This is a genomic window from Chryseobacterium vietnamense (assembly GCF_031454475.1).
Classification (GTDB): Bacteria; Bacteroidota; Bacteroidia; order Flavobacteriales; family Weeksellaceae; genus Chryseobacterium; species Chryseobacterium vietnamense.
Window position 1 is genome coordinate 1,782,615 of record NZ_JAVDQX010000001.1, and the last position, 25,496, is coordinate 1,808,110.

The following is a 25,496-nucleotide window of genomic DNA, read 5'->3' on the forward strand; positions in this document are numbered from 1 at the left end:
TTTTATACCCAGCTATGGCCTTGTCTTTCCACCAAAGCATTAACGTCTTCCGGTCCCCAGCTTCCTGCTTTATAATTCGGGAAAGATAAATCTTTATTGTTTTCCCAGGCTTCCTGGATCGTTGTGACAACATCCCAGGCTTCTTCCACCTGATCGGAACGCATAAATAAAGTAAGATCTCCTAAAAGAGCATCCTGTAACAAGGTTTCATAAGCTTCCGGAGTATCTTCTTTACAGGCAAAATTATCAAAAATCATTTCTGCAGGTTTCAGATCCAGTGTCAGTCCCGGTTTTTTGGTCATGAACTGTAGTCTGATATCCATCATGGGCTGAATATTAATAATAAGCCTGTTAGCTGATAAATGATGCGGACTGTCTGAGAACGTTGAATGAGGAAGCGGTTTAAACTGGATGGTAATGTAAGAGTGCTTTTCTTTCATTTTCTTTCCGGTACGGACATAGAAAGGAACATCCTGCCATCTTTCGTTATCCAGATAAAACTTGATCGCTGCAAAAGTCTCTGTATTGGAATCCGAAGCAATTCCGTCTTCCTGACGGTAGCCTTTCACTTCCACTCCATTTATGATTCCTTTGGCATACTGGCCTCTTACCGCATAATGATCAACCTGATCGGAAGATATTCTCCGGATTGATTTCAGCACATCAACCTTCCGGTCTCTGATTTCGCCGGACTGCAATGAAGCAGGTGGCTCCATAGCCACCATACACAGGATCTGCAACAGGTGGTTCTGAATCATATCCCTTAACGCGCCAGTCTGTTCATAAAACGCTCCTCTTGTTTCGACCCCAACTTCTTCTGCTACTGTAATCTGTACAGATTCTATGTATTTATGATCCCATAACGGTTCAAAAATTGAATTTCCGAATCTGAATGCCAATATATTCTGCACCGTTTCTTTTCCAAGATAGTGGTCGATACGATAGATCTGCTCTTCTTCAAAAGTCTTTGCCAAGAGGCTGTTCAATTCAATCGCTGACTGTTTGTTATGCCCAAAAGGTTTCTCAATAATGATACGGTCCTTTTTCGGATCAGAAGCTAATGAGGTTGTCTTGATATGATTGGATATCGTAGAAATAAAATTAGGTCCTATGGACAAGTAGAACAATCTGTTTGCTCTCATCCCATACACGGAATCAAATTCCTGCAATTTCTGCTGCAGCTTCTCATAAGAACTTTCCTCATCCACCTGATGCTGAAAGTAAGTAATATGAGCCTGGAAACCTGCCCAGTCTTCCGAAGTCACTTTTTTTCTGGAGAAACTCTCGAGATTTTCTTTGATATAATTTCTAAAATTCTCGTTGGTATTTTCTGCCCTTCCCAATGCTACAATATTAAAGCCTTTGGGCATTCTGCCATCGATATATAAGTTATAAAATGCCGGAAAAAGTTTTCTTTTTGCCAGATCTCCTGTAGCACCAAAGATAACGATAGTTGTTGGCTGCAAGATTCTATTTTGATTCATTTCTTCCGAATTTTTAATTGTTTGCACTTTGCCAAGATGTATGAAAAACACCTTCTCTGTCAATACGCTGATACGTATGAGCTCCAAAATAATCACGCTGAGCCTGGATCAGATTTACAGGAAGAGATTCTGTAGTGTAGGCATCAAAATATCCCAAAGCCGTTTGGATTCCTAAGCTTGATATTCCGTTGGCAGCAGCATATCCCGCTGTTTTTCTTAACGCTTTGATTTTTGATTTTACCAGTTCAGAAATATCGTGATCAAGAAGAATATTAGAAAGATTAGGATTCTGGATATAAGCTGAATAGAATTTTTCCAGCAGTACGGAACGGATAATACATCCTCCTCTCCAGATTTTCACAACATCTTTAAGAGGAATTTCAAAACCATATTCTTCAGATGCTTTTACCAGTAAAGATAAACCTTGTGCATAGCTGATCAGTGTAGAAAGGAAAAGAGCATCGCCTACTTCCTTAATGAATAATTCTGTATTTTCCGGCTTTACAATTTCGCTTTCAGCATATATTTTTGATGCCTGAACTCTTTCGTTTTTATAGGCAGATAAAATTCTTGAAGTTACCGCAATATCAATCGTAGGAATAGAAACTCCGATTTCCATAGCTTGTTCGGAAGTCCATTTCCCTGTTCCTTTTGCTCCTGCTTTATCTAAAATCTGATCCACAAGATAGCCCTCTGTTAATGAATCTTTTTGGGTGAAGATATCTCTGGTAATTTCAATAAGGAATGAGTTCATTTCACCATTATTCCATTCCTTGAAAACCTGATAGAGCTGCTCATTATTTAGCCCTGCTCCTCTTTTAAGAAGGTCATAGGCTTCACTGATCAGCTGCATAATAGCATATTCAATACCGTTGTGTACCATTTTCACATAGTTTCCGGCAGATCCTTTTCCCATGTATGCTGTACAGGCTTCATTATCTACTTTTGCAGCAATGGCTTCCAGCATTGGTTTCAGAAGTTTGAATGCTTCCGGATCACCTCCCGGCATTATACTGGGTCCTGTTCGGGCTCCTTTTTCACCTCCTGACACTCCCATTCCCATAAAATGCAGTTTTTTGGATGCCAGGTCAGCAACACGTCTGTTGGTATCTTCGAAATAAGAATTTCCTGCATCAATCACGATATCACCTTCACTCAAAAGTGGGGTAATATTTTCCAGCACAGCATCTACAGGTTTTCCTGCAGGAACCATAAGAATAATTTTTCTTGGAACTTCCAGCGCAGACACAAAATCTTCTAAAGAGCCTGTACCTTTCACCTTCATTTCTGAAGCAGCTCCGCCTTCTAATTCTTTCACTTTTTCCTGATCAAGGTCAAATCCTGCGATTGAAAACCCGTTGTCAGCAATATTATAAAGCAGATTCCGCCCCATTACTCCAAGGCCAACCATTCCATAACTATATCTTTCCATTATATCGGTATTAATATGAATTTTGTTATACAGACAATAAAATTACGGAAATGCCTAGTATGAAAAAAATAAAAGGAAATAAAAAGTTGAGAGCACTTTTGTTTTTCCCTCATTTATAATCCCCTAATATTCACATTTTCACATGATTTTGTGTTTACAGAATAAAATTCAATCATTAATATGGGAATGATCTATGAAAACAGTCTGTTTTTGGCATAATTAAACTTATATTTGCCAAAATTTATAAAGTAATGAACTATAAACTTGAACTCAACACTCAGGAGCCTAATTCTAAAATCGTTTTTAATAATATCATATTTGATTCGTTCAAGATTAATATAGTTGAAAGATATATCGGGTCAATGAAGGCTCGTCCTACCTTATGTGAGGTTTTATTTAAAGTAAGAACTTTAGATAATGTCATTATCAACAGAAAAGATGGTCATATAAGAGTAAAGGTAAAGGGAGATGATTTTGAAACATATCAGAAATTATCCAGAGACCTGAATTCTTACGAATACAAAAACAAACTGATTAACAGAAAAGACGTAGAACAGAATTATGTTCATTTCATCCTGAGTTTAGTAATTACAAATTATCAGCTTAACTAAGCTGTTCCGACCATTCTCCTTCTATCACTTGGAGAAGGAGAACGGTCAGGAAAACAATACACAGAGAGCAGCCGGTTTTTAAAATAAAAACGGTAAGTGATACTGAGCATTCTATTTTAATTCTCAGCGATTTTGAGCTGGAAATATTTAAAAAAGTATAGTTTAAATCAAATTATTCGTTATTACGTAGGATATTGCTTCGATGATATTTTTCACTCCGATTCTTTCAAACAATTTGCTTCTGTGAAACTTTATTGTACTTGGAGACACAAACAACTGCTCTGCGATTTCTTCTATTTTTAATCCCTGAAGGTAAAGCCGAAGTATTTCAATTTCTCTCAATTTCAGGGCAACTTTAGATTCTTCCGTCCATTTTCCCGTGGAGAGATTATATTTCCAATACGTTTCTGAGGCATTGGAAACGATCCTGATATTTCCTGCAGACCGGTTGAGGGAATAAGAGGCTACGCAGACTATTTTGGAGATTTCTCCGTCATCATACAGTTCTATGGGTGTAATCTTATGATTGACCAGTACATCTATGCTATTGGTATATTTTAGATGGAAATCATAGGTAATGGTGTGTACTTTTTTCTCTTCAGGTGAAAGACATTCAAAAAACTGGAATCCATAAGTACTTACTTTCTTTAAAATTTCAAGATCTTCCTTCTTGGTATATTTACGAAAAAAGTTATAACCCATTTTTTCAACTTCAGCAGAACTTAAGCCGGAGAAAAGAAGAGGATTCTCAGAAATAAACTCTAATTTCTTTGTTTTAAGATCAGCGATATAAATACAGCCCAGACTGGTTTCCGAGACTGCTTTAAGCACATTTAAATATCTGTCGGATGCGTTCTTTTTTCCAGAAACTGATATGCCTGACGCATTCCTGGCATACAATGAATTTATTTTATCACTCATATTTTTGACATGATAACAAGGGTTTCAAAACTATTTTTATTTGGCTACTTTCTGCAAACATATTCATAATTATGCTAAATAAAAAATCTGTTAAAACTTAAGTATAACTAAAATTAAAACTACAAAGCATTTATTTTAATATCAAAAAAATCTACACTTTGTTATTTTATTAAATTTTTACTATTTCTAAAAAAGCACTTTACGTCTTATACTGGTGCATAAGCGGGTTAAAGGATGTAAAAACAAAAAAACAGATCAGAAAAAAGCATGCATTTTTACGGTGACTTTTTTACATTGGCCTTTCTAAAAGCATTTTACATGGAACATTCCCCACTTAATTCATTAATATTTGATTTAAAACTATACAAAAGTATAGTCATATTAAGTTTATATTAAATTATTTTTACCCAAACCATAATAATAAAAAACTAAACTAAGAAAACTATGAAAAAATGAGAGAAACCTAAAAACATTCAACCCACAACTACTTATGCAGCAAAGTGAGTGATTTTTATTAAAAAATATCAAACAGTCGCTTACCCTGTCGCTGCAATTATTCCCACTTACTTAGACCCTACTATTTTTCTGTTTATCCATTGCTCACCTTTTATATAAAGAGGTGATGTGGAAATGCAGTGATATGTTTTAACCACTTATTGTCTTTATAATTGACAAACAGAGGATTGGCTAATAGATTTCTGAAACAGATCTATAGAATGATTCCGCGTTTCCTTTTAAAAACAGTAAGTGAATTGAATAACAGACTTTAACTTAAAATGAAACTATATGAGAAAAATTCTACCCATTATCTTATTTCTAATGACTTTTTCACATGCCCGGGGACAAACCTGCGCGGCTGTTCCGGTGCCATTTGCAGAGTCATTCGGTACTGGTGCCTTACCGGCTTGCTGGACCAGTCAGAATCCTTCTTCAACCTCTACAAATGCCAATGTAAAGTGGAAATTTTCCGGATCTGCCGGATATGGAGCCACGGGAAACGGAGGAAAACCGGCTGGAACTTTTGCATGGGTTGACGCCTCTTCCCCTTATGCCGGTGAACACACTGTGGAACTTATAAGTCCTCAGATCAACTTAGCGGGATTAACAAATCCTTATATCAAATTCGAATGGTTTAAAGATCATCTGACCGGACTCAACGGTACAGTACCTGCCGCCGATCATAATCAGCTGAAACTTGCGGTAAATAACGGTTCGGGCTGGGTACAAGTCTGGTCGAGTGACACCAATGCTCCTGAATGGAGAACTGTTGGTGTTCCTTTGGCGGCAAGTTATGTGGGAACAACCATTCAGTTAAAATTTACAGTGGATAAAGATGTAGCAGGAAATGGAAATTTCTATGATGATGTCTTATTGGATGAAGTTCAGGTAATACAGGCTCCTACCTGTTTTGAACCTGTCACTTTACCTGCTTCCAATATAGCCCCTGCTTCTGCAACATTGAACTGGACAGCTCCGCTTGCTCCGGCACCGGCACCAGCCAATGGTTATGAATATTTCTACAGTATAAACAATACTCCTCCTGCTGCCGCAACATCAGGCACACCCAATCCCGGAACGAGCGTTAATATCAGCTCCCTTACTTCCGGAGCTACTTATTACTGGTGGATAAGGTCTGTTTGTTCAGCAACGGACAAATCACCATGGGTTGCAGGTGCTCCTTTCACTCCCGGGCAGATTGGAGGTGGTACAGCTACTCATGCTTTTCTACCTGTGTATTCCTGTTCAGGATTTAATTATTCCCAGCAAATTTATATGGCTTCAGAGATTGGGGCGGCTGTAGGAACAAATAATTATATAACCGCTATCAGGTTTTTTGTTTCCACCACTGCAGCTACCCAAGCTAATTATAACCAATGGGTAGTATCTATGGGAAACACGTCACAAGTAGATTTCCCAACCACTTCAAGCTGGATACCTTCCACTTCTTTAACACAGGTATATTCCGGTACTTTGCCAACAATGACAGCGGGCACATGGGTTGAAATTCCTCTAAGTACTCCATTCTTATGGGACGGCGTCAGCAATGTGGTGATAAGTGTTGACGAGAATTCAACAGGAACATCATGTACCGCCAACTGGGGAAGTTATTCTGCGGGAAATAACCGTGGAATGATTTATTACAATTCAACGACCAATCCGGACCCGGCAAATCTTCCTGCTGCAACAAGCAGATATGCTGTATTACCAAGGGTACAATTAACAGGAACCACATTACCAAGCTGTACCAATACACCTCCAGCCAATATTGCAGTAAATAATATTACAGCCACCTCAGCCAATGTTACCTGGACTGCAACAGCCAATGCCACCTATGTCGTAAGATACAGAATCCCTCCTTCTCTTACATGGCAAACAATCAATGTAACAACTCCTTTTACCAATAGTGTAACGCTTACCTCCTTAACTGAGCAGACTCAATATGAGGTAGAGATTGCAACCATTTGTGGAACCCAGGGAATATTTTCTGCTCCTGTCGGTTTTACAACTCCTGCGCTGACTTATTGTAACGCTGCAACAGCTACCGTGACGAATGGCTATATAAACAATATTACGATGATGGGTACCAATGTTCCTTTAACAAGTAATACTTCCGGGCCAACAACGTATACAGATTATTCTACAGATCCTGCAAAGACAATTACACTTCTGAGAAATTCAGTTAACAATACACTGTCTGTAGGAAGATCAATTATATCAGGAACCTATTCTACCAATGCGTGGATAGATTTTAACGGAGATGGTATTTTTGATAATAATCCGGCAACAAGCCCTGGTGGGGAAAGAATCATGAATCTGGGCTATTCAAATACAACGCCTGTTACGGCTGCTTTTGATGTTCCAGCCAATGCCTACGTGGGAACAAGTAAAGTAAAAATGCGCGTCATCGTATATTCTCTCACTCCACCTAATGCTTGCGGACCTTTAACCAGCAATGGAGAAGTGGAGGATTATTATGTGAAGTTTATAGATTTACAGCCTTGTACTACTGCCGCTCCCGCTACTATTGCGGTGAATAACCTTACGCATAATTCTGCCTATGTATCATGGATGCCTGCTGCTAATGCTACTTATATTATCAGATGGAGACAGGGAAATACAGGGGCATGGCTTCCAGCTGCAACAGGCCAGACACTTCCGGCAGGACAAAGCTTTTATACCATAACGGGACTTGCCGAGCAGACCGCATATCAGGTACAGATTGCAACTCTCTGTAATGGAAATCAGGGGGTATTTTCTCCAAGTGTAAGTTTTACAACTCCGCCTTTAACGTATTGCAACATGACCGGAACGGGAACAAACGATTATATTTCAAACGTAAAAGTTACCCCTGTCAATTTCCCGGTAATGGACAATACTTCTGTTCAGACAAATTACATCAGTTATACATCTGCTGCTACACTTATTAATCTTGAAATAGGTTCTCAGGGAAATCAGCTGTCAGTTTCCAAAGGCTGGGAAGGAACTCAGTATGCTGATGCTGTAAATGCATGGATCGATTGGGACAGAAATGGAATTTTTACAGATGCTGAAAAAATAATGACTTCTGCAGCAAGTACAACAACTCCTGTAACCAACACTTTTGATGTTCCTGCAACAGGTGTTTATACAGGACCTTTAACAACAACTATGAGAGTGGTCATGAAACGAACCAGTGCTCCTGTAATGTGCGCAGATGCAGCCAACGGTGAAGTGGAAGATTATGCAGTAAGATTAAGACCATGTAATAATGCAACACCGGGAAATCCTGTATTCACCAATATCACCCATAATTCTGTGAATATCAACTGGACAGCGGCGGCAAACAGTAATGCTTTTGTTTTAGAATACAGACCTGTTACAGTACCTGTTTCTGCATGGACCACTTTAAACCTGTCTGTTTTAGGAGGAAATCCGCCCGTAACAATCAATGCTTTAACTCCTGCCACGACTTATGAAGTAAGAATTGCAGCAGTTTGCGGCAGTACGGGAACTGGAGTGTACACTCCGATTAAAACATTTACAACGAGATGTAATCCTACTCCACCATTTGTAACGATAAGTAATGTAACATCAAGCTCAGCCGTGATCACCTGGAATCCGGTTGTTCCAAGTGCTTCTTATATTTTAAGATGGAGAGAAGTAGGCACTGGCCCATGGAACACGCCAACGATCCCTCAACCACCGGCAAATTCATATACCATTCCAAACCTTGATTCATTCAAAACATATGAAGTACAGGTGGCCAATATCTGTAATGGAGAGTTAACACCCAATCCGTGGTCTAATCCAAAAGTATTTACTACGGAAAGAATATGTGAAATTCCTCCTCCGGGACTTATGATCACTCAGATTATGCCAACAACGGCAGAAGTTGTGTGGGATCCTTTTCCGGGAGCCACTTATCTGTTAAAATACAGAAAAGTAGGAATTCCAAGCTGGACCGATGTTGTGGTTTCTACGAACACTTATACTATCACAGGATTGCTGGAGCTTACCAAATACGAAATGCAGGTATCCAATATCTGTAATGGAGTACCTGGAAATTTTACAAAACTATATTATTTTACGACTCCTACCGTCATCTACTGCCCGATGTCAGCGGCTAATTCTACAACTGAATTTATTTCAAAGGTAACCGTGAAACCTAATGGCAATAAGGAAATGATTAACGAATCTCTTGCATCAACCTATTCAAATTTTACGGGAAATCCTTTAAAGTTTATTGAATTGATTCAGGGATCAAAGGGCAATCAGATTACGATTGATAAGACTTTAAGTTCAGGAACTAACGCCGGCGTTGCAGTCTGGATCGACTTCAACAGAAACGGAGAATTTGACATCAATGAAAGAATTCTGGCAGACGGCCCCAATGGAAGCCCAACAGCAAGTAGCACTTTCTCTGTTCCTGACCATGCCTTCATAAGCATGACAGACTATAAATATGTAGTCATGAGAGTCGCTTTACAAAAGGATGGTATTCCTGTGAACTGTACCAATTTCAAAGATGGTGAAGTAGAAGATTATACGGTCAGAATTTCTAAACAACCTGTACCGAACTCTCTTAACCAAGCAGATATTCACATTTACCCCAATCCTGTCAGCTCAGTATTGCATGTAAAAAATATCAGTACAAAAGCTCAATATAAAATTTACAGCGCTGCGGGAAGATTGATATCGAATGGAATCATCCTGAACAATGCAATTGATGTGAGCAATCTTATCCACGGAATGTATATGATAGAGATAGAAGATGGAGGTATAACTGTTCAGAAGAAATTTATAAAAGAATCATAACCTTTTTTATTAATGAAGATTCAATTTTTAAAATCAAAATTATGTAATTCATGAAAAATATTATATTCAGTTTATTATTCATCTTATTGAGCATCCCTGTTTTGGCACAAAGAGACACAGACCATTGGTTTGCTCCTTATTATGCTTCAACAAGTTACACACAGGCATTATACCTTTCTACTGATTCTGCAACCCCTTTTGTTGTTACGATTAATAATAACAATGCTCCGATTGGTACTGTCACAATCAGTAAAAATGCCCCACAGATATTTGTTGTACCCATTGCCGTTATCGCTGCCAATGTTACATCAGATGCATACAGTGTGATCAACAAAGGGCTGCATGTGCAGGGGACGAAGCCATTTTACTGTTCGTTAAGAATAGTAAGCAACACTACTCATGCCGAAATCATAACAAGCAAAGGGAAAGCAGGAATTGGTAAGGAATTTTATGTGGCCGGAACTCCTACTACCTCATCACTCAGCGGCTATAATTTCACAGCAGGAATACTGGCCACTGAAAACAATACTGTAGTAACCGCTACATGGAGTGGAAACGTAACGTTCTTTGGAGCAGCTCCAGCTACCAATACTCAGACTATTACTCTTAATAAAGGACAGTCTTTTATTTTTGCAGGAGGGCCCGGAACGGGAGGACAAAACCAATCTGCTTTTATCGGAGCTAAAATTGTTTCTGATAAACCGATTACGCTTACCAACGGGAATGTGAATGGAAATTTTGGGAATAATACCGGATCGGGCTCTGATGCTATCCTTGATCAATCTGTACCTACAGAAAGACTGGGGAGTACTTTTGCCATGGTAAGAACCAGGTCTTCCTCAGATGACCTGGAAGGAGGTATCATCATTGGGACGGAAGATCATACCCAAATATTCATTAATGGTTCCACTACCCCTATAGCAACCATCAACAGTGGTGATTTTTACAGGATCACCGGGAACAATTACGTTCAGCAGGGAAATTCCGGGCATTTTAATATGTTTATTACCACTTCAAAAAATGTTTATTTATATCAATTAGTTTCGGTTAATAACAGCAGTGCAACGTGTGGATTCAACTATATCCCGCCATTGAACTGCTTCTTACCCAGAAAAATTGACGAAATCGGGAAGATCAATGAAATGCCAACCGGAACGGGAACAACAAGTACGGTTCCGAACGGAACTGTCGTAAAACTGAATATTTTAACAGAAGCCGGAGCTAATGTAACAGTCAACGGAAATCCTCCGCTGGCATCAGAAGGTCCTTTTCCATTAACCGGAAATAACAGCTGGGTGACCTATGCCATTCCATCGATAACCGGAAACGTAACGGTTATTTCTGACAAAGCTGTAACAGCAGGGATCAATGGAGGATACAGTACCTCAGGATACGGAGGGTATTTTGCAGGATTTTCTTCCATTCCGTTAATTGCCAAACAGACAGGAGAATGTATCCCGGGTATTGTCCTTGAAGTAGATGACAGCTATGATACCTATCAGTGGTATTTAAACGGTAATCCTATTACAGGTGCCAATGCCAATGCTTATACTCCATTGGTTTCCGGAAATTATACAGTGAAAATTGCTGTAGGTTCATGTACACCGGCAATCACTCCGGTTTACAAAGTATTTACGTGTCTTGAAGAGTCTACCAAGGCAATGACGGTCTGCGAAGGATATCAGTCTATTGTACCTCAGTTTACCAATTCTACTCAAAGCTATGTTCCCAGCACGGTAACAATTCTGACACCTCCGGCAAATGGTACGGCAACCATTGATCCGGCAGGAGTAATTACCTATGTTCCTAATTTCGGTTATATGGGTACGGATACTATTGTTTATAAGTTTTGCGGAAACAATCCCGATTTTACAGATTGTGAACAGGTAACGTTAACTTTAACTGTTTCTGAAAGTCCAATTGTTAAAGACGCTGCTTTAAGATCATGTTTTGAGCCTTCCAATCCTGTACTTGGCATATTTAACCTAACTTCAGCAGGAGTGAATGTACAGCCGGGAACGATTAAGCAGTATTACCCTTCTCCCGCTGACGTCCATAACGGAACCAATGAAATTCTGACTCCTGCCAATTATATCGCCCCGGACGGAGTAGTTTATATTAAAGTAAGCAATGCCAACGGATGTTACAGAATTGCGGAAGTTACCCTTACTGTTATTCCACCTACCTATTCAGAGGTATTAAAGGATAAAATTATCTGTATGGAAAGTACTACCACACTGGATGCCGGACCCGGATACACTTCTTATCTGTGGAGCACCGGAGCAACCACCCAGGCCATCAATAATGTGGGGGTAGGAACCTATTGGGTAGATCTGAAAACCAGAGAATGTACCACCAGACAAACCGTAAAGGTTTATCCTTCCGAACATCCTGTGATTGCAGATATTAACATCAGCAACAATACGGTTACCCTGACTGTAATTGGAGGAACAGCTCCTTATCAGTATTCAATGGATAATATCAGCTGGCAGAATGAAAATGTATTTGCCAATGTTCCGAGGGGGAGCAATACTTTTTATGTAAAAGACTCTTATAACTGTACTCCTCTGGAAGTAGAAATTACAGTTCCCAATCTTATTAATATCATTACTCCCAATGGTGACGGAATAAATGATGTGCTGGACTATTCTGCGCTGGCCGGGAAGCCTAATTTCACATTCAGTATTTATGACCGATATGGAAGCAAAATACATGAAGGAGGTAAAGTAAACGGATATCAATGGGATGGCAGCATTGGCGGCAAGAAAGTATCCACCGGAAACTACTGGTTTGATATGGGCTGGAATGAGACCAACAAAAAACAGACTCCGATAAAATATACGGGGTGGATTATGGTAAAAAACAGAAATTAACCCAACCTCTAAAATATCAATTTTAAGTATGAAAAAGCTATTATATATATTTCTTGTGTTCTTTTCAGGTATGCTTGTGGCTCAGAAAAACACCTATGTAAAGTTTGCCGTTTACAATAACGCCATCGGAACTGCCAGCATGTTTGATCTTTATAAAGACAGCATTGAAAAGGTAAACGTTTTTAAAACAAAAGCCAGCTTGCCTTCTCATTTAAAGAAGTTTGACTATCTCGCTGATAACGGTTTAACAGAAATAAAGTTTAAAAAAAATGCAGGCTTTCCTGATAGTTTATCGCTGGAAATGCTGAATGAGCAGAACAATCTGCCCAAAGACCGACCTGTATTTATTGAAGGATATCAGTTTAATGATACCTCTACCTTAGTCTATAATGAAATGATTGACAACATTGAACTTATAGATTCCAACGGACAGAAAAACATCCATATTTCAACTATAAGAAATTAATTACTGATATCAATCGGAAGTTAATTTAAAAGCAGAGACTATTTCATTCCGAAATAGTCTCTGTTGCTTTTCACAATATTCTTAATCTTTATTTCAATAGTTTTGAAAACCAGACATAAATGTCCATATCACCGGGGATATTCAGTTTTTTCCTGAGATTGTATTTCTTGGTCTGCACAGTTCTTACCGAGGTGTGGGTATATTCCGCAATATCTTTTGTAGAAAAATTCAGATAAATGTAGGCGCAAAATCTTACTTCTGAGATTTTCAACACTGAAACTTTAAGGAGTTCTTCTGAAAAATGCGGACAGTATTCGTGGAAACGGGTCAGAAACTCAGGGCTGTTTTCTTTAGCAAGCCGTATGACTTCTTTAAAAATATACTCCTGTACCGGCGGTTGGTGAGGAATATCAATTTTATCCAGGTCTTTGCTTTTGTGTTTTTTATAATAATATAAGAACAGGAAAATAAAGAGAATACATATGACTGTGCTGACCAATAAAATAAAGAAAAGCCCCTGTGTCAGTTTTTTTTCATTCTTCTCATCAGTCTGATCTTTTTTATCAATGATATCTTTTAAAACCTGATTCTGTTTTTCTTTTGCAGTTTGAATATCCAGTAACTGATTTACATAGTATGCCGTACTGTCTTTTTCTTTCATTTCTTCATACAGACTCTTCAATTCCTTGGCTACAGACTTTTGATGGAATTCATCTTTAAAATGGTGTCCGGCAATTTTTTTGCAGATCCACAGGTAATGCCGGGCACTTTTAAAATCTTTAACAGCTCTATAATATTTTGCTGCATTGAACAGATTAAAGTACAACAAACTCTTATTATCATTTTTTTTAAGATCATTAAGAGATTCCTGAATATAACCTTTTGCCAGATCATGCCTGCCCATATCAATATATATTGCAGCCATGTAAGAAGTTGTCATAAAGCTCCAGCTCAAATGTGCTTTGTGTATTTTATACCTGTGATTTTTATTTTCTCTGTATATTTTTGAATATTGATAAGCGATTTTTATTTTTTCCAGGGCTTTCTCCCTCTCATTCATTTCATTATAAAATCCTGCATACTGCCAATTGATCAGATAAGTGTAATACGCATTATTTTGCCTGATGGTTTCTTCATAAATTTCATCCAGAAGGCCAAAGGCCGTAACTCTTTCTCCCAGATTAAAATACAGAAGAGATTTGATTATGTGTTGATATAAAATGATTTCAAAATCGGATTCTTCATTGATCAGGTTTTCTTTATCCACTTTATCAATATAATAAAATGCTTTTTTTACCTCATTATTTTTATTGTATATGTTGGCTGTTTTAAGATATCCCAATGCCATACCATCATGGTAAGAATACTTTCGGCAAATGGTAACAATACTGTCAATTTCACGTATTTCTTTGGGACCTGCCGTACAAAATTCAACATCAAAGAGAATATTTTTCAGTTCTTCTTCTGTTTGCTGTGAATAAAAAAATGTGGAAAATAAAAAAAACAAGAAGGTCAGCTTTCGTATCATGGTTTGTTCATAATCTGAATTACAATATTAATACTATCGTTCTACCATATCACTCAAACCACCTACGTATCACATACACAACATCACAAAAGGACAATTAAACACCATTTAAATTACAGAATTACCAATTACTTTTGTCCCGAAAATTATTCTATGCTTTTATATTAAAGTAGAAAATTGTGGAAACTTCAAAGTATCGGCCTATGACAACAGCTTATTATCTACCCATAAGACTTTCAATAATAAAAATACGATTACAGCATACCCTAATCCGTTCAGCGATGCTGTTACCATTTCTGACATCTCAAAAGTAAAGTCGGTTTCGGTTATGGATGCTTCCGGAAAGACAGTTAGAACGATTGAGAAACCTGCATCTCAGATCTATTTGAATGATGTAAAAGCAGGATTGCATTTCATTATTTTAAAAATGACGGACGGCACTGTAAAAACAATAAAAGCGATTAAAAAGTAACACCTTTTTCAGAATCAGAAAATAGTTTTTAATAATTAGTCTAGCGTGTACCTGTAGGTTTCGTGTTATTTTCCTGCAGGTACTTTCTTCAAAGTTTTACATAAATTCAAACAATTATACTTACCACAAAGGTTATTTCATAATGAAATAGCCTTTGTTTTTACAGATATTTTAAGCCTTATTTCAATAATTTTGAGAACCACACATAGATATCCATATCCCCGGGAATATTCAGTTTTTTCCTTAAATTATACTTTTTAGTCTGCACCGTTCTCACTGAGGTAAAAGTATATTCAGCAATTTCTTTGGTAGAAAAATTCAGGTAGAGGTAGGCGCAGAATCTTATTTCTGATATTTTCAAAAGAGAATCCTTAAGAAGTTCTTCCGAAAAACGTGGATAACTTTCATTGAAACGGGTTAAAAACTCCGGATTATTTTCTTTGGCAAGCTGTATAAGTTCTTTAAACGCGCTTTCATCCACGGAAGGCTGATGAGGAATATCTATTTTATCAAGATTTTTACTTTTATGCTTTCTATAATAATACAGGAAAAGGAAGATAAAGAGAAGACATACTCCAATGCTTACAGATAAGATCAAAAAGAGTCCTTTTGTTTCCTTCTTTATATTGCTTTTTTCCAATTCATTCTGTTTGTCTACAGTATCATTCAATGTTTGATTTTGCTCGCGGTTTACCTCTTCTATTCCCACCAGCCAGTTGGAATAGTAACCAATACTGTCTTTCTGACCAATACTTTCATATAAAGCATTAAGCTCATCTCCCACTGCAATTTGATAGTTTTCGCTTTTAAAGTAATTCTTAGCAATATTTTTAGCACTCCATAAATAGTACTGAGCCTGTTCAACATTCTTAATGACTCTGAAATATCTTCCGGCATACAGAGAAGTAATATATTTCAGACTGATATCATCTACTTTTTTTTCATTCTGAATGGCTTCTTCAATATAAATTCTGGCAGAATCCAATTTATTGAGATCTGTATATATTCCTCCGAGATAAGCTGAAGTTTTATAACTGTTACTCAATCTGTTTTTATCAATCCGGTAGCGTTTACCTTTATTTTCTCTGTATATTTTTGAAAATTGATACGCAATTTTGCTATACTTTAATGCGAGCTGCTTATTGGTTTCAATATATTTATCGGCATACTGTCTGTTGATCAGATAAATGAAATAAGCATTACCTGTCTTCATTGCATCATCATAGATTTCGTCCAATTCCTTAAAAGAAGCAACCCTTTCGCCCAATTTCCGGTATAAAAAAGATTTTTGCAAATGAACATAAAAAATGACTTCAAAATCAGTGTCAGAATTAATGAGGTTTTCTTTTTCTACTTTATTGATATAATAAAAAGACTTCTTGGTGTCATTCATTTTATCATAGATATTCGCAATCTTGAGATATCCCAATGCAACACAATCATTGTACGAATCTTTTTTACAAACTGCAATAAGACTGTCAATCTTTTCTATTTCTTTAGGCCCGGCGCTAGAAAAGTCTATATCAAAAAGAATATTCTTCATTTCTTCTTCTGTATGCTGTGCATAGAAAAAGGAAGAAATAAAAAAGAATAAAACAGTTAGTTTTTTCATCATAATCTATCAAAATAAAAATATACTATTAACACTACGCAATCGCCAAAAACCTAAAAATACATACGTATTACATACACAATGTATTAAAATCGCAATATAACATTGCTTATAATACAAAATTAGCAATTACTTTTGAATCACCGAATATTATATTCATTCTTTACAAAACCACTATTTAAATACCTAATTTTTAAAATGAGAAAAACTCTATTATCATTATTTTTGATTTCAGGTTTCTGTCTTTCCAATGCCCAAAGATGGGAACCCTCTTCACAGAAAGTATCTGAAATCAGGAGAGAGGTAAAAATCAAGTATGCTTACAAAACTGATATTAATGCATTGATACAGTTATTAAAAAACGCTGAGGAAACCGGCGCTAATGCAAAAGCAGTAACGATTCAATTACCAACGGCGGAAGGAACTGTAGAAAATTTTGCGGTATACAGTAACCCTGTAATGGAAAAATCTTTGGCTGAAAAATATGGATTAGGATCTTATGTAGGGGTGGGAATTGATGACCCTTCCAAATATGTAAGATTCAGTATATCACCAGCAGAAATACAGTCAATGATTATTAAAAACGGTGTCTTTCAGTTCATAGAACCCATTACAACGGATAAAAAGACCTATGGAGTATTCTATAAAACCGAAAGAACAGATTCTGAGCATGGCTTTAGCTGCAGCATGGAAGGGAAAAAAGAACTGGATATTAAATCTTTAAAAAACTCCGGAAAAAATAAACTTGCCGGAATCAATATTACCGGAAGGCCTGCCGCTTCTCGATACAGAACCTACCGACTGGCCTTGTCTGCAACGGGTGAATATACAGCCCTTTTTGGAGGAGTTGCGGGTGCACTTGCTCAGATGAATAATACGATGACTAGGGTAAACGGTGTTTTTGAAAAAGAATTTGCAATCCATCTTACGATACAGAATCTTCCCAATATCATCTATGCCAATCCGGCTAATGATCCTTATACCAATGATCTAAACGGACAGCTGCAACAAACCTTAAGCGCTCAGGTAGGTGATGCCAATTATGATATCGGGCATGTCTTTAATGCAGACGGAGGAGATGGAAATGCAGGGTGTATAGGTTGTATCTGTACCAATCCAACAGCTGCAGAACCTTTGGGTAAAGGTTCCGGGTATACCCAAAATCAGAACCCTGTAGGAGACACCTTTGATATTGATTATGTAGCTCATGAAATGGGACATCAGCTTGGAGGGAATCATACGTTTTCGACAGTAACTGAAAGTTCAGATGTCAATATAGAACCGGGAGGAGGTACAACTATTATGGGCTATGCGGGAATTACTGCCAATAATGTACAGATGAACAGTGATGCTTATTTTCATTATTCATCCATCAATCAAATCCTTACCAACCTTGAAGGCAAAGTGGGATGTGGTATAGCCGAAAATATTGCCAATAATGCACCGGCTATTACTCCGCTTATTTCCTATAACATTCCTAAAGGGACAGCCTATTATCTGGATGCCAATGCAGTAGATGCCAACGGGGATCAGTTTACCTACAACTGGGAACAGTATGACAGCGTAGGATCTACCAGTTCAATCTCCGGAGACAGCGGTTGGGGATTCAATCCTGAAGGTTCACTTACCCGTTCTTTTCCTGCAGTGGTTTCCGGAAGAAGATATTTCCCAAGCCTGCCTGTTGTGATGAGCGGCAAACTGACCAATAAAGATACATGGGAAACAGTTTCATATATTCCCAGAGTGTTACATTATGCGATAACTGTACGTGATAATAATCCGAACAGGCCTTTAGCTATTTCTGCGGAAAATACAGTAACCGTTGGAAATGACGGACCGTTTAAATTCAGAGGATTAACTCCTTCTACTACGCTGTATAATAATGCTTCCAATACCATTTCCTGGGACGTTGCCAATACCAATCAGGCTCCCTATAATGCTGCCAATGTAAAGATTGAATATACAACCGATCTGGTTAATGGATCAGCATGGACAGAACTGGTGGCTTCAACGCCTAATGACGGAAGTTTTGATATACAGATGCCTGCTGCGCTTCAGGGAAATATTAAACTGAGAATTTCAGCGGTAGGAAATATATTTTATGCTGTTTCTCCTACCCTGACCGTAGGAAATGCCCCCGCTTCTTTAAATAATCCACCAACGGGACTTACCGCGTTCGATAATGATATATTAAAAACCTCAGCAACTGTTTCATGGAATCATATACCGGGAGCAACCTATTCTGTGAATTACAGAAAAACAGGAGCCGGAAACTGGTCCAATGCTGCCAGCCCTGTTAATTCAGTATTCCTGAATAACCTTGAAGATGAAACTTCTTATGAAGTTCGTGTTGCATCAGTAATCAATAATGTTGCCGGTGAATTTTCCCCTGTGTATAATTTTAAGACAAAAGGATTACGTACAGGATATGATTACTGCCTGATGACTACAGGAGGAAATACTACAAACAGTCCGTATTTCAGTGGAATATTAAGAGTGACTTTAGCGAATGTAGATTTAGCCGGGAATGGAACAACCGTGCAGCACGCTTATAAAGATTATTCGGAAGATCCAGCCAGACTGATTCAGCTTACTCAGGGCGCTCAATATAATCTGAACTATATTGTGTATGCTAACCGTGCAGGCGGAAACTTTCAGGATTGGGTACTGGTGTGGATTGATTACAACAGAAACGGAGTATTTGAAGCTTCAGAAAGAGTAGGTATTAACGGAGCTGTTCCCAATGCCAATAAAAGACACCAGGGAAGTTTTGCATTTACGGTTCCGGCTGATGCTTATAATGGCGACAAAACATTAAGAATGAGAGTTGCCAGCGGTTTTTATAATGCGTCAGTTGATGCGTGTACAAGCCCTTCTATAAATGATAATGGAGATCTTTTCTCCCGTGGCTCAGTATGGGATTTTTCTGTAAAGATCAATGCGGCACTTGGGGTTAAAGAATCAGCTCAGTCCTCATCTGATATTGAAATTTATCCTAATCCTGCGGATACATTTATAGAAGTAAAAAACCTGAAAGGTAAAGCTGATTACAAAATTTACAGTGCAGACGGAAGACTTGTTCAGGAAGGACAACCGGACGGAAAAAGAATCAATGTTGCGTCATTGATCAAAGGAATGTACGTCATCACCATAAAGGATGATAAGACGACTTATAATACGAAATTAATCAAGAAATAGTTGTAATAATTAGTGTACCGCGTACCTGTGGGACATCTGTAATACCCGCAGGTACTTTTCCAGATCTATTTAAAAAAAATAAAACCCAGTCATTAACTCATAGTAAATCAAAAAATCTCGAACAAAGTAAATAAACTAACATTTTCATTTAAACACCTTTTAATCCTGTGCCTGCAGTATAGATTGGGTTTCCTGCAGGTATTTTTTAAGGGGTTTAATAAAAACAGATAAAGAAAAGTATAATTCTATATTGATAAAAAAACATTTTTAATCATCGTTTGTATTGTGTACCTGCATAATAAGTGGTTGTTTGCAGGTACCTTTTTTAAATAAGAATCTAAAAAACATATGATATGATAAAAAAACTACTCTTTCTGATATGTACTGGTTTTTCAGTCTTATCATTCTGCCAGTCTGATGAGGTACTGTTTATTGGAAACAGTGTCACCTATTTTAATGACATGCCTGAAATTTTCAAAAATATAGCGGCTTCAAAGGGAAAAAATGTTTCCATAACGACGCATACGCCGGGAGGAACAGGATTTGTGAATCATGTAGATGATCCGTCACTCTATCAGAAAATAAAATCTAAAAACTATCAATATGTCATCATGCAGCCAGGAACTGCTGAATCTGCCGGCCATTCCTACCCTGTTTCAGTAACCGCTGAACGTGGTCGTAAAATCAGGGATTCTATTCGTAAATACAGTCCTTGTTCTAAAATATTTCTGTATGAAATTCCTTATGGAGTACCCTCTGCAAATGAGTACAATACGTATTTTGCATTTCAGCAGAAAATTAAGGATTCCATTACAAAGATGTCTAATCTGATGCTGGTGGAAATGGTACCTGCCGGTGAATCTGCAAGGCATTACTACAATTCTTCCCAGGATCTGGCACTTCACGGATCTTATAATGATATTCATCCTGGACCTAAAGGAAGTTATCTTGTGGCAGCTTCTATGTATTCTGCAATTTTTCAGGATCATGTTTTTCCATCCTCTTTTTATAACGGGCTGCCTCAAAATACTGCTGAAAATTTTCAGACTATTGCAGATCTCGTTTTTTTTGATAATCCGGCGCAATGGAACAGCAATACGTTTAATCTTCATTCGGATTTTATAGCAGGAATTAACGGGACGACGGTAAATTTCACCAATCACTCTGCCAATTACACTTCAGTATTATGGAATTTTGGAGATGGTACCACCGATTCTTCATTGAATCCGGTTCATCAATATATGGTTCCCGGAACTTATACTGTTTCACTTACTGTCAACAAAAACGCCTGCGCAGAAACTTTCAGTAAAACAATTACGATTGGTTCTCTGGGAACTGCGGATACTAAAATGCCGACTGAACTTATATTTTACCCTAATCCTGTGAAAGATTTCTGTTACCTCAAAAGTAAAGAGAAAATGAAAGACATTGTTGTTTATGATATGGCCCAACGCAGGGTTTTTGACAGAAAAAACCTTTACACTCATGATATAAAATTAGATTTTTCAACGTACAGTAAAGGTGCTTATCTGATCAGTATCCTTTATGAAAATGATAACAGGGAAAGCATTAAGGTTTTAGTTAAATAATTGAATAACAACAAAAAGAGAACTCAGATGAGTTCTCTTTTTTATCGGATCATGAGATTAGCCTGCAACAGCCTCTTCTCTATATACCACCCCTTCGTAGCAGGCATTATAAATCGCTTTCAATTCCTCTAAAACAGGAACCCTCGGATTGAAACCTGTACAAGGGTCTGCTAAAGCATTGGCTGCGATATAATCAAGATTCTTATCCCAGTCTTCTCTTGAAATTCCGAAATCTTTGATCGCTGACTGATTATTGACTTCAGAACGTAATGTTTCAATAGCCTGAGCCAGGTCTTCAGTAGTTTGTTTCCCGATTACTCTTGCCAGATCAGGATAACGTTCTGTAGCCAGCGCATTGTAACGGATCACATTCGGAAGAAAAATAGCGTTTGAAGCTCCGTGAGGAATTCCATACAGCGCTCCTACCTGATGAGAAAGAGAGTGAACAATGCCCAGCCATGCGTTGTTGAAGGCTAAACCAGCCATAAATGATGCGTCATGCATATTCTGACGGGCCTGAATATTATCTGGATTTTCTACAGCTTCTTTAAGGTTATCAAAAACAATCTCTAAACCACCTTTAGATAAGGCATCTGCGATATTATTATCAATATTTGAAACATAGGCCTCTACACAATGTGTCAGTGCATCAAGTCCTGTATTGGAAGTTACATGTGCTGGCATTGAAGCACAGATTTCTCCGTCAATAATAGCAATATCCGGTGTCAGTTCGTAAGAAACAACAGGATATTTTACCCCTTTCTCTCTATCGGTAATCACCGCCAGCCCTGTAGTTTCAGTTCCTGTTCCACTGGTAGAAGGAATCGCAATAAATTGGGCTTTATTTCTTAACACCGGAACTGTAAAAGGTTTGATTAAAGCATCAAATTCTACCTCAGGATATTCGTAAAATACCCACATAATCTTTGCGGCATCGATGGCAGAACATCCACCTAAACCGATAATCCAGTCAGGCTGAAAAGTATTCATTATTTCCGCACCTTTCAGACATGTTGCTGATGAAGGGTCTTCTTCTACCCCTTCGAAAATCTGTGTTTCGATTCCTGCTTCATTAAGATACGCTACCGCTTTGTCAAGGGTTCCGCTGTTTCTCATGGAACTTCCACCTGTTACAATAACAGCTTTTTTTCCTTTGATATTTTTTAATTCATCAAGACTTCCCGCACCATGGAAGACTTCACCTGCAATAAATAATTTGCTCATTTTCTTATCTGATTTTAATGATACAAAATTAGACAAGCCTTCATGAGCTCTGTTATACAAACGGGACTACGCGTTATACATTTGCGCCAGTTCCTGCTGAAGTTCGGTAGGAGTTTCTTTGAGTTTTGCTTTTACAAATTTATTGAGGGCTGAGGGAGAATTAAATCCCAGATCAAAAGCAATTTCCTTATGAGAAAGGTCAGAAAACATCAGCTGGCGTTTAATTTCTGTTAAAATACGGTTATGTATGGCCTGAATGGCTGTCTCTCCACAATGCTTTTTGGTGACAGAGTTTAATTTTTTGGGGGTAATAGCCAATTCTTCTGCATAATGCTGAACGGTTCGGTAGTGTTTATAATGCTCGTTTAACAGCTTTTTAAATCTTACATATACAGGCTTGTCTGCAGTTTTTTCATGCAAAACCGGATGCAGCCCGTGAATAGATTCAATGAGTCCCAGAAGAATAATTTTAATATAAAATCTCGCCTGTTCTTTTTTGATCAGTGTTGGCTGTTCGTAAATCTCTTTAATGATGAAAGTGTTATGTAAACTTTGTTCAAAGTCTTCACGGGAAAGCACCGTACAATTCAGGTGTGTGGAAAGATTGACGTTATAGGTACTCAGTTCATTTTTCAAAATGTCAGAACAAAACAGGATCTCCTCAAACAGAATAACCTTTCCTGTGAGATCTTCGCTTGAATCTGCCACAAAGTGGACCTGTTCCGGAAATATAACAGATATTTTTCCAGCTTTCATCCCATGCATTTTATCTTCAATACAAACCTGCAGTTTTCCCTGTTCTACAATAAAAATACAAAAATGGTCTTTTTTGTGAGGTTGTGCATATAGATCCAAATGATCTTTATTCAAATCAAAAACCCGGAAAGACAGATTTTTATCTTCCTGCTTCTGAATATTTTTTTTAATCTCCAGTTTCTTCATAGTTCCTTTTACCACGGCAAATTTAGGATTAAAAAAAGTTATTCGCTATTAATATTGACTCGTCAGCCTAATAATAGTGATTGGTTCAAAAGCTGTATTTCCCCTCTATCACAAGGTTGACAAGAATATTTGTATTTTTTTTAAAATATTAATACAAAAAGTTTGCTTTTATGACCAATCGGTCATATATTTGCATCATTATTTACTATCATTATGGCCAAAGGGGAAGAAACCAGACAGTTCATTATAGAAAAAGCAGCTCCAATTTTTAATACAAAGGGGATTGCAGCTACTTCTATGAGTGATATTATGGAGGCCACCAAGTTGTCTAAAGGCAGTATGTACGTTCATTTTGAAAATAAGGAAGTACTTGCCTGTGCTGCTGTTGAGCATAATATGCAAATGCTGAGTGATCAACTTCAAAAAACTTTAAGCAGATTCAAAACTTCCAGGGAACAGTTATTCGCCTATATTGATTTTTTTAGTGATCCCAATCATCCACCTGTAGTTGGCGGTTGTCCCCTGTTAAACTTTGGAACAGAAGCTGATGATACCAATCCAGTCGTTAAAGGAAAGGTAAACCATGGAATAAAGCAGGGAGAAAAATTGATTTCCGGTATTATAGAAAAAGGAATTGCCAATAAAGAATTCAGAGCGGAATGGGATGCGGAAGGTTTTGCAACAGTTTTGTTTGCCATGCTTGAAGGTGGACACTTAATGTCAAGAATGGCTGGTAATAACGATAAAATGATAACTATTGTCAATTATCTTAAAAAAACGATCGAGGAAAATACAGTATAATTTTTTTATTCAAAATATGACCGATCGGTCATTTATATATATAATAATTCTTTTGAAAAATATAATCATAACAATTTAAAAAACAGAACAATGTCAAAAACAGTTTTAATTACAGGTGCATCAAAAGGTTTCGGAAAATCATGGGCTGAAGCTTTTTTAGCAAAAGGATACAACGTGGCAGCAACAGCCAGAAATGTAGAAACTCTTCATGATTTAAAAGAAAAATATGGAGATTCTGTACTGCCTTTAACTCTAGATGTAGATAAAAGAGAAGAATCATTAGCTGTTGTTCAGAAAGTACATCAGCACTTCGGCAGCATTGATATCCTGATCAATAACGCAGGATATGCATTAACAGGCGCAGTGGAAGAAACCAATGAACAGGAAGCAAGAGCACAGTTTGACACGAATTTCTTTGGAACTTTATGGCTTACACAGGCAGTGCTTCCTATTATGAGAGAGCAGAAAAGCGGTCATATTATTCAGGTTTCTTCTATTTTGGGATTAGCTACTTTACCTACCATGGGACTTTATAATGCGTCTAAGTTTGCATTGGAAGGATTAAGCGAAACGTTAGCAACGGAAGTAAAAGGATTCGGAATCAATGTAACTTTGGTAGAGCCTAACGGCTATGCTTCCAATATCTGGCATACAGGAATTAATACCCAAAGCAATCCGGTATATGATGGTGTTAAAAAGGCTTTCTCTGAATCTGAAACATCTTTTGGAAATGTAGAAGCTACTGCTCCTGCACTGATAAAGTTAGCAGAAACTGAAAATCCGCCACTGCGTTTATTGCTTGGAAAAGTAGCACTTCCGTTTGTAAAACAGAATTACGAACAGCGTCTAAAAGTCTGGGAAGAATGGAATGATGTATCCGTAGAAGCTCACGGATAATTTCCCCAAAATGCATTATAAAATAAGCTCCGTCTCTGTCAGAACGGAGCTTATTTTATTTTTCATGCTTCATCCCCGTATCGTTTTGCTTTTCACCAGCTGCAATGTCTGTTTCGCTGTGAAATATGACTACTTGAACAAAATACTCATT

16 protein-coding genes are annotated in these 25,496 nt (G+C 37.6%); 9 read left to right on the forward strand and 7 right to left on the reverse strand.

Going from position 1 to position 25,496, the window contains the following annotated elements:
• Positions 1-2: 2 nt before the first annotated feature.
• Together zwf and gnd are read right to left on the reverse strand one after the other, a co-directional pair.
• A complete protein-coding gene (zwf, locus tag J2786_RS08050) occupies positions 3-1,484 on the reverse strand; it encodes a glucose-6-phosphate dehydrogenase (protein ID WP_310024621.1) in 1,482 nt (493 codons plus the stop codon).
• 13 nt (positions 1,485-1,497) lie between these two features.
• On the reverse strand, positions 1,498-2,916 hold the full coding sequence (gnd, locus tag J2786_RS08055) for an NADP-dependent phosphogluconate dehydrogenase (RefSeq protein WP_310024624.1): 1,419 nt from the start codon (positions 2,914-2,916) through the stop codon (positions 1,498-1,500).
• A 251-nt stretch (positions 2,917-3,167) separates the two neighbouring features.
• Between gnd and J2786_RS08060 the strand changes: the two genes are divergently transcribed.
• On the forward strand, positions 3,168-3,527 hold the full coding sequence (locus J2786_RS08060) for a hypothetical protein (protein WP_047435795.1): 360 nt from the start codon (positions 3,168-3,170) through the stop codon (positions 3,525-3,527).
• Positions 3,528-3,689: 162 nt separating this feature from the next.
• Here the strand turns inward: J2786_RS08060 and J2786_RS08065 are convergent, their stop codons facing one another.
• Positions 3,690-4,448: a response regulator transcription factor gene (locus tag J2786_RS08065; protein ID WP_047433451.1), complete on the reverse strand. Its 759-nt coding sequence runs from the start codon at positions 4,446-4,448 to the stop codon at positions 3,690-3,692.
• A 786-nt stretch (positions 4,449-5,234) separates the two neighbouring features.
• On the opposite strand from J2786_RS08065, the gene J2786_RS08070 reads away from it, so the two are divergent.
• The 3 genes from J2786_RS08070 to J2786_RS08080 are packed head-to-tail and all read left to right on the forward strand — an operon-like array spanning position 5,235 to position 13,082.
• Positions 5,235-9,743: a GEVED domain-containing protein gene (locus J2786_RS08070; protein WP_310024627.1), complete on the forward strand. Its 4,509-nt coding sequence runs from the start codon at positions 5,235-5,237 to the stop codon at positions 9,741-9,743.
• A 50-nt stretch (positions 9,744-9,793) separates the two neighbouring features.
• Positions 9,794-12,616 (forward strand): T9SS type B sorting domain-containing protein, encoded by a 2,823-nt coding sequence (locus J2786_RS08075; protein ID WP_310024629.1) that lies wholly within the window; start codon positions 9,794-9,796, stop codon positions 12,614-12,616.
• Between the two features lie 28 nt (positions 12,617-12,644).
• Entirely contained in the window at positions 12,645-13,082 is a 438-nt protein-coding gene (locus tag J2786_RS08080) for a hypothetical protein (RefSeq protein WP_310024631.1), read from the forward strand.
• 88 nt (positions 13,083-13,170) lie between these two features.
• Here J2786_RS08080 and J2786_RS08085 read toward each other — a convergent pair whose 3' ends face one another.
• Entirely contained in the window at positions 13,171-14,610 is a 1,440-nt protein-coding gene (locus tag J2786_RS08085) for a helix-turn-helix transcriptional regulator (RefSeq protein ID WP_310024633.1), read from the reverse strand.
• 253 nt (positions 14,611-14,863) lie between these two features.
• Between J2786_RS08085 and J2786_RS08090 the strand changes: the two genes are divergently transcribed.
• Positions 14,864-15,082 (forward strand): T9SS type A sorting domain-containing protein, encoded by a 219-nt coding sequence (locus J2786_RS08090; protein WP_310024865.1) that lies wholly within the window; start codon positions 14,864-14,866, stop codon positions 15,080-15,082.
• A gap of 178 nt (positions 15,083-15,260) precedes the next feature.
• Here the strand turns inward: J2786_RS08090 and J2786_RS08095 are convergent, their stop codons facing one another.
• Positions 15,261-16,697 (reverse strand): helix-turn-helix transcriptional regulator, encoded by a 1,437-nt coding sequence (locus J2786_RS08095; protein ID WP_142016804.1) that lies wholly within the window; start codon positions 16,695-16,697, stop codon positions 15,261-15,263.
• Between the two features lie 195 nt (positions 16,698-16,892).
• Here J2786_RS08095 and J2786_RS08100 point away from each other — a divergent pair, with 195 nt between their 5' ends.
• Positions 16,893-19,892: a reprolysin-like metallopeptidase gene (locus J2786_RS08100; protein WP_310024636.1), complete on the forward strand. Its 3,000-nt coding sequence runs from the start codon at positions 16,893-16,895 to the stop codon at positions 19,890-19,892.
• Between the two features lie 353 nt (positions 19,893-20,245).
• The gene (locus J2786_RS08105; RefSeq protein ID WP_310024638.1) at positions 20,246-21,481 is read left to right on the forward strand and encodes a PKD domain-containing protein; all 1,236 of its coding nucleotides are present in this window, start codon (positions 20,246-20,248) and stop codon (positions 21,479-21,481) included.
• A 57-nt stretch (positions 21,482-21,538) separates the two neighbouring features.
• On the opposite strand, the gene J2786_RS08110 is transcribed toward J2786_RS08105, so the two are convergent.
• Positions 21,539-22,705 carry an iron-containing alcohol dehydrogenase gene (locus J2786_RS08110; RefSeq protein WP_310024641.1) on the reverse strand — a complete coding sequence of 389 codons (1,167 nt, stop codon included), beginning with the start codon at positions 22,703-22,705 and terminating at the stop codon, positions 21,539-21,541.
• Positions 22,706-22,771: 66 nt separating this feature from the next.
• The gene (locus tag J2786_RS08115; protein WP_310024643.1) at positions 22,772-23,647 is read right to left on the reverse strand and encodes an AraC family transcriptional regulator; all 876 of its coding nucleotides are present in this window, start codon (positions 23,645-23,647) and stop codon (positions 22,772-22,774) included.
• A 213-nt stretch (positions 23,648-23,860) separates the two neighbouring features.
• On the opposite strand from J2786_RS08115, the gene J2786_RS08120 reads away from it, so the two are divergent.
• Positions 23,861-24,448: a TetR/AcrR family transcriptional regulator gene (locus J2786_RS08120; RefSeq protein ID WP_310024646.1), complete on the forward strand. Its 588-nt coding sequence runs from the start codon at positions 23,861-23,863 to the stop codon at positions 24,446-24,448.
• 90 nt (positions 24,449-24,538) lie between these two features.
• Positions 24,539-25,345 (forward strand): SDR family NAD(P)-dependent oxidoreductase, encoded by an 807-nt coding sequence (locus J2786_RS08125; RefSeq protein ID WP_310024648.1) that lies wholly within the window; start codon positions 24,539-24,541, stop codon positions 25,343-25,345.
• The last annotated feature ends 151 nt before the right edge of the window (positions 25,346-25,496 follow it).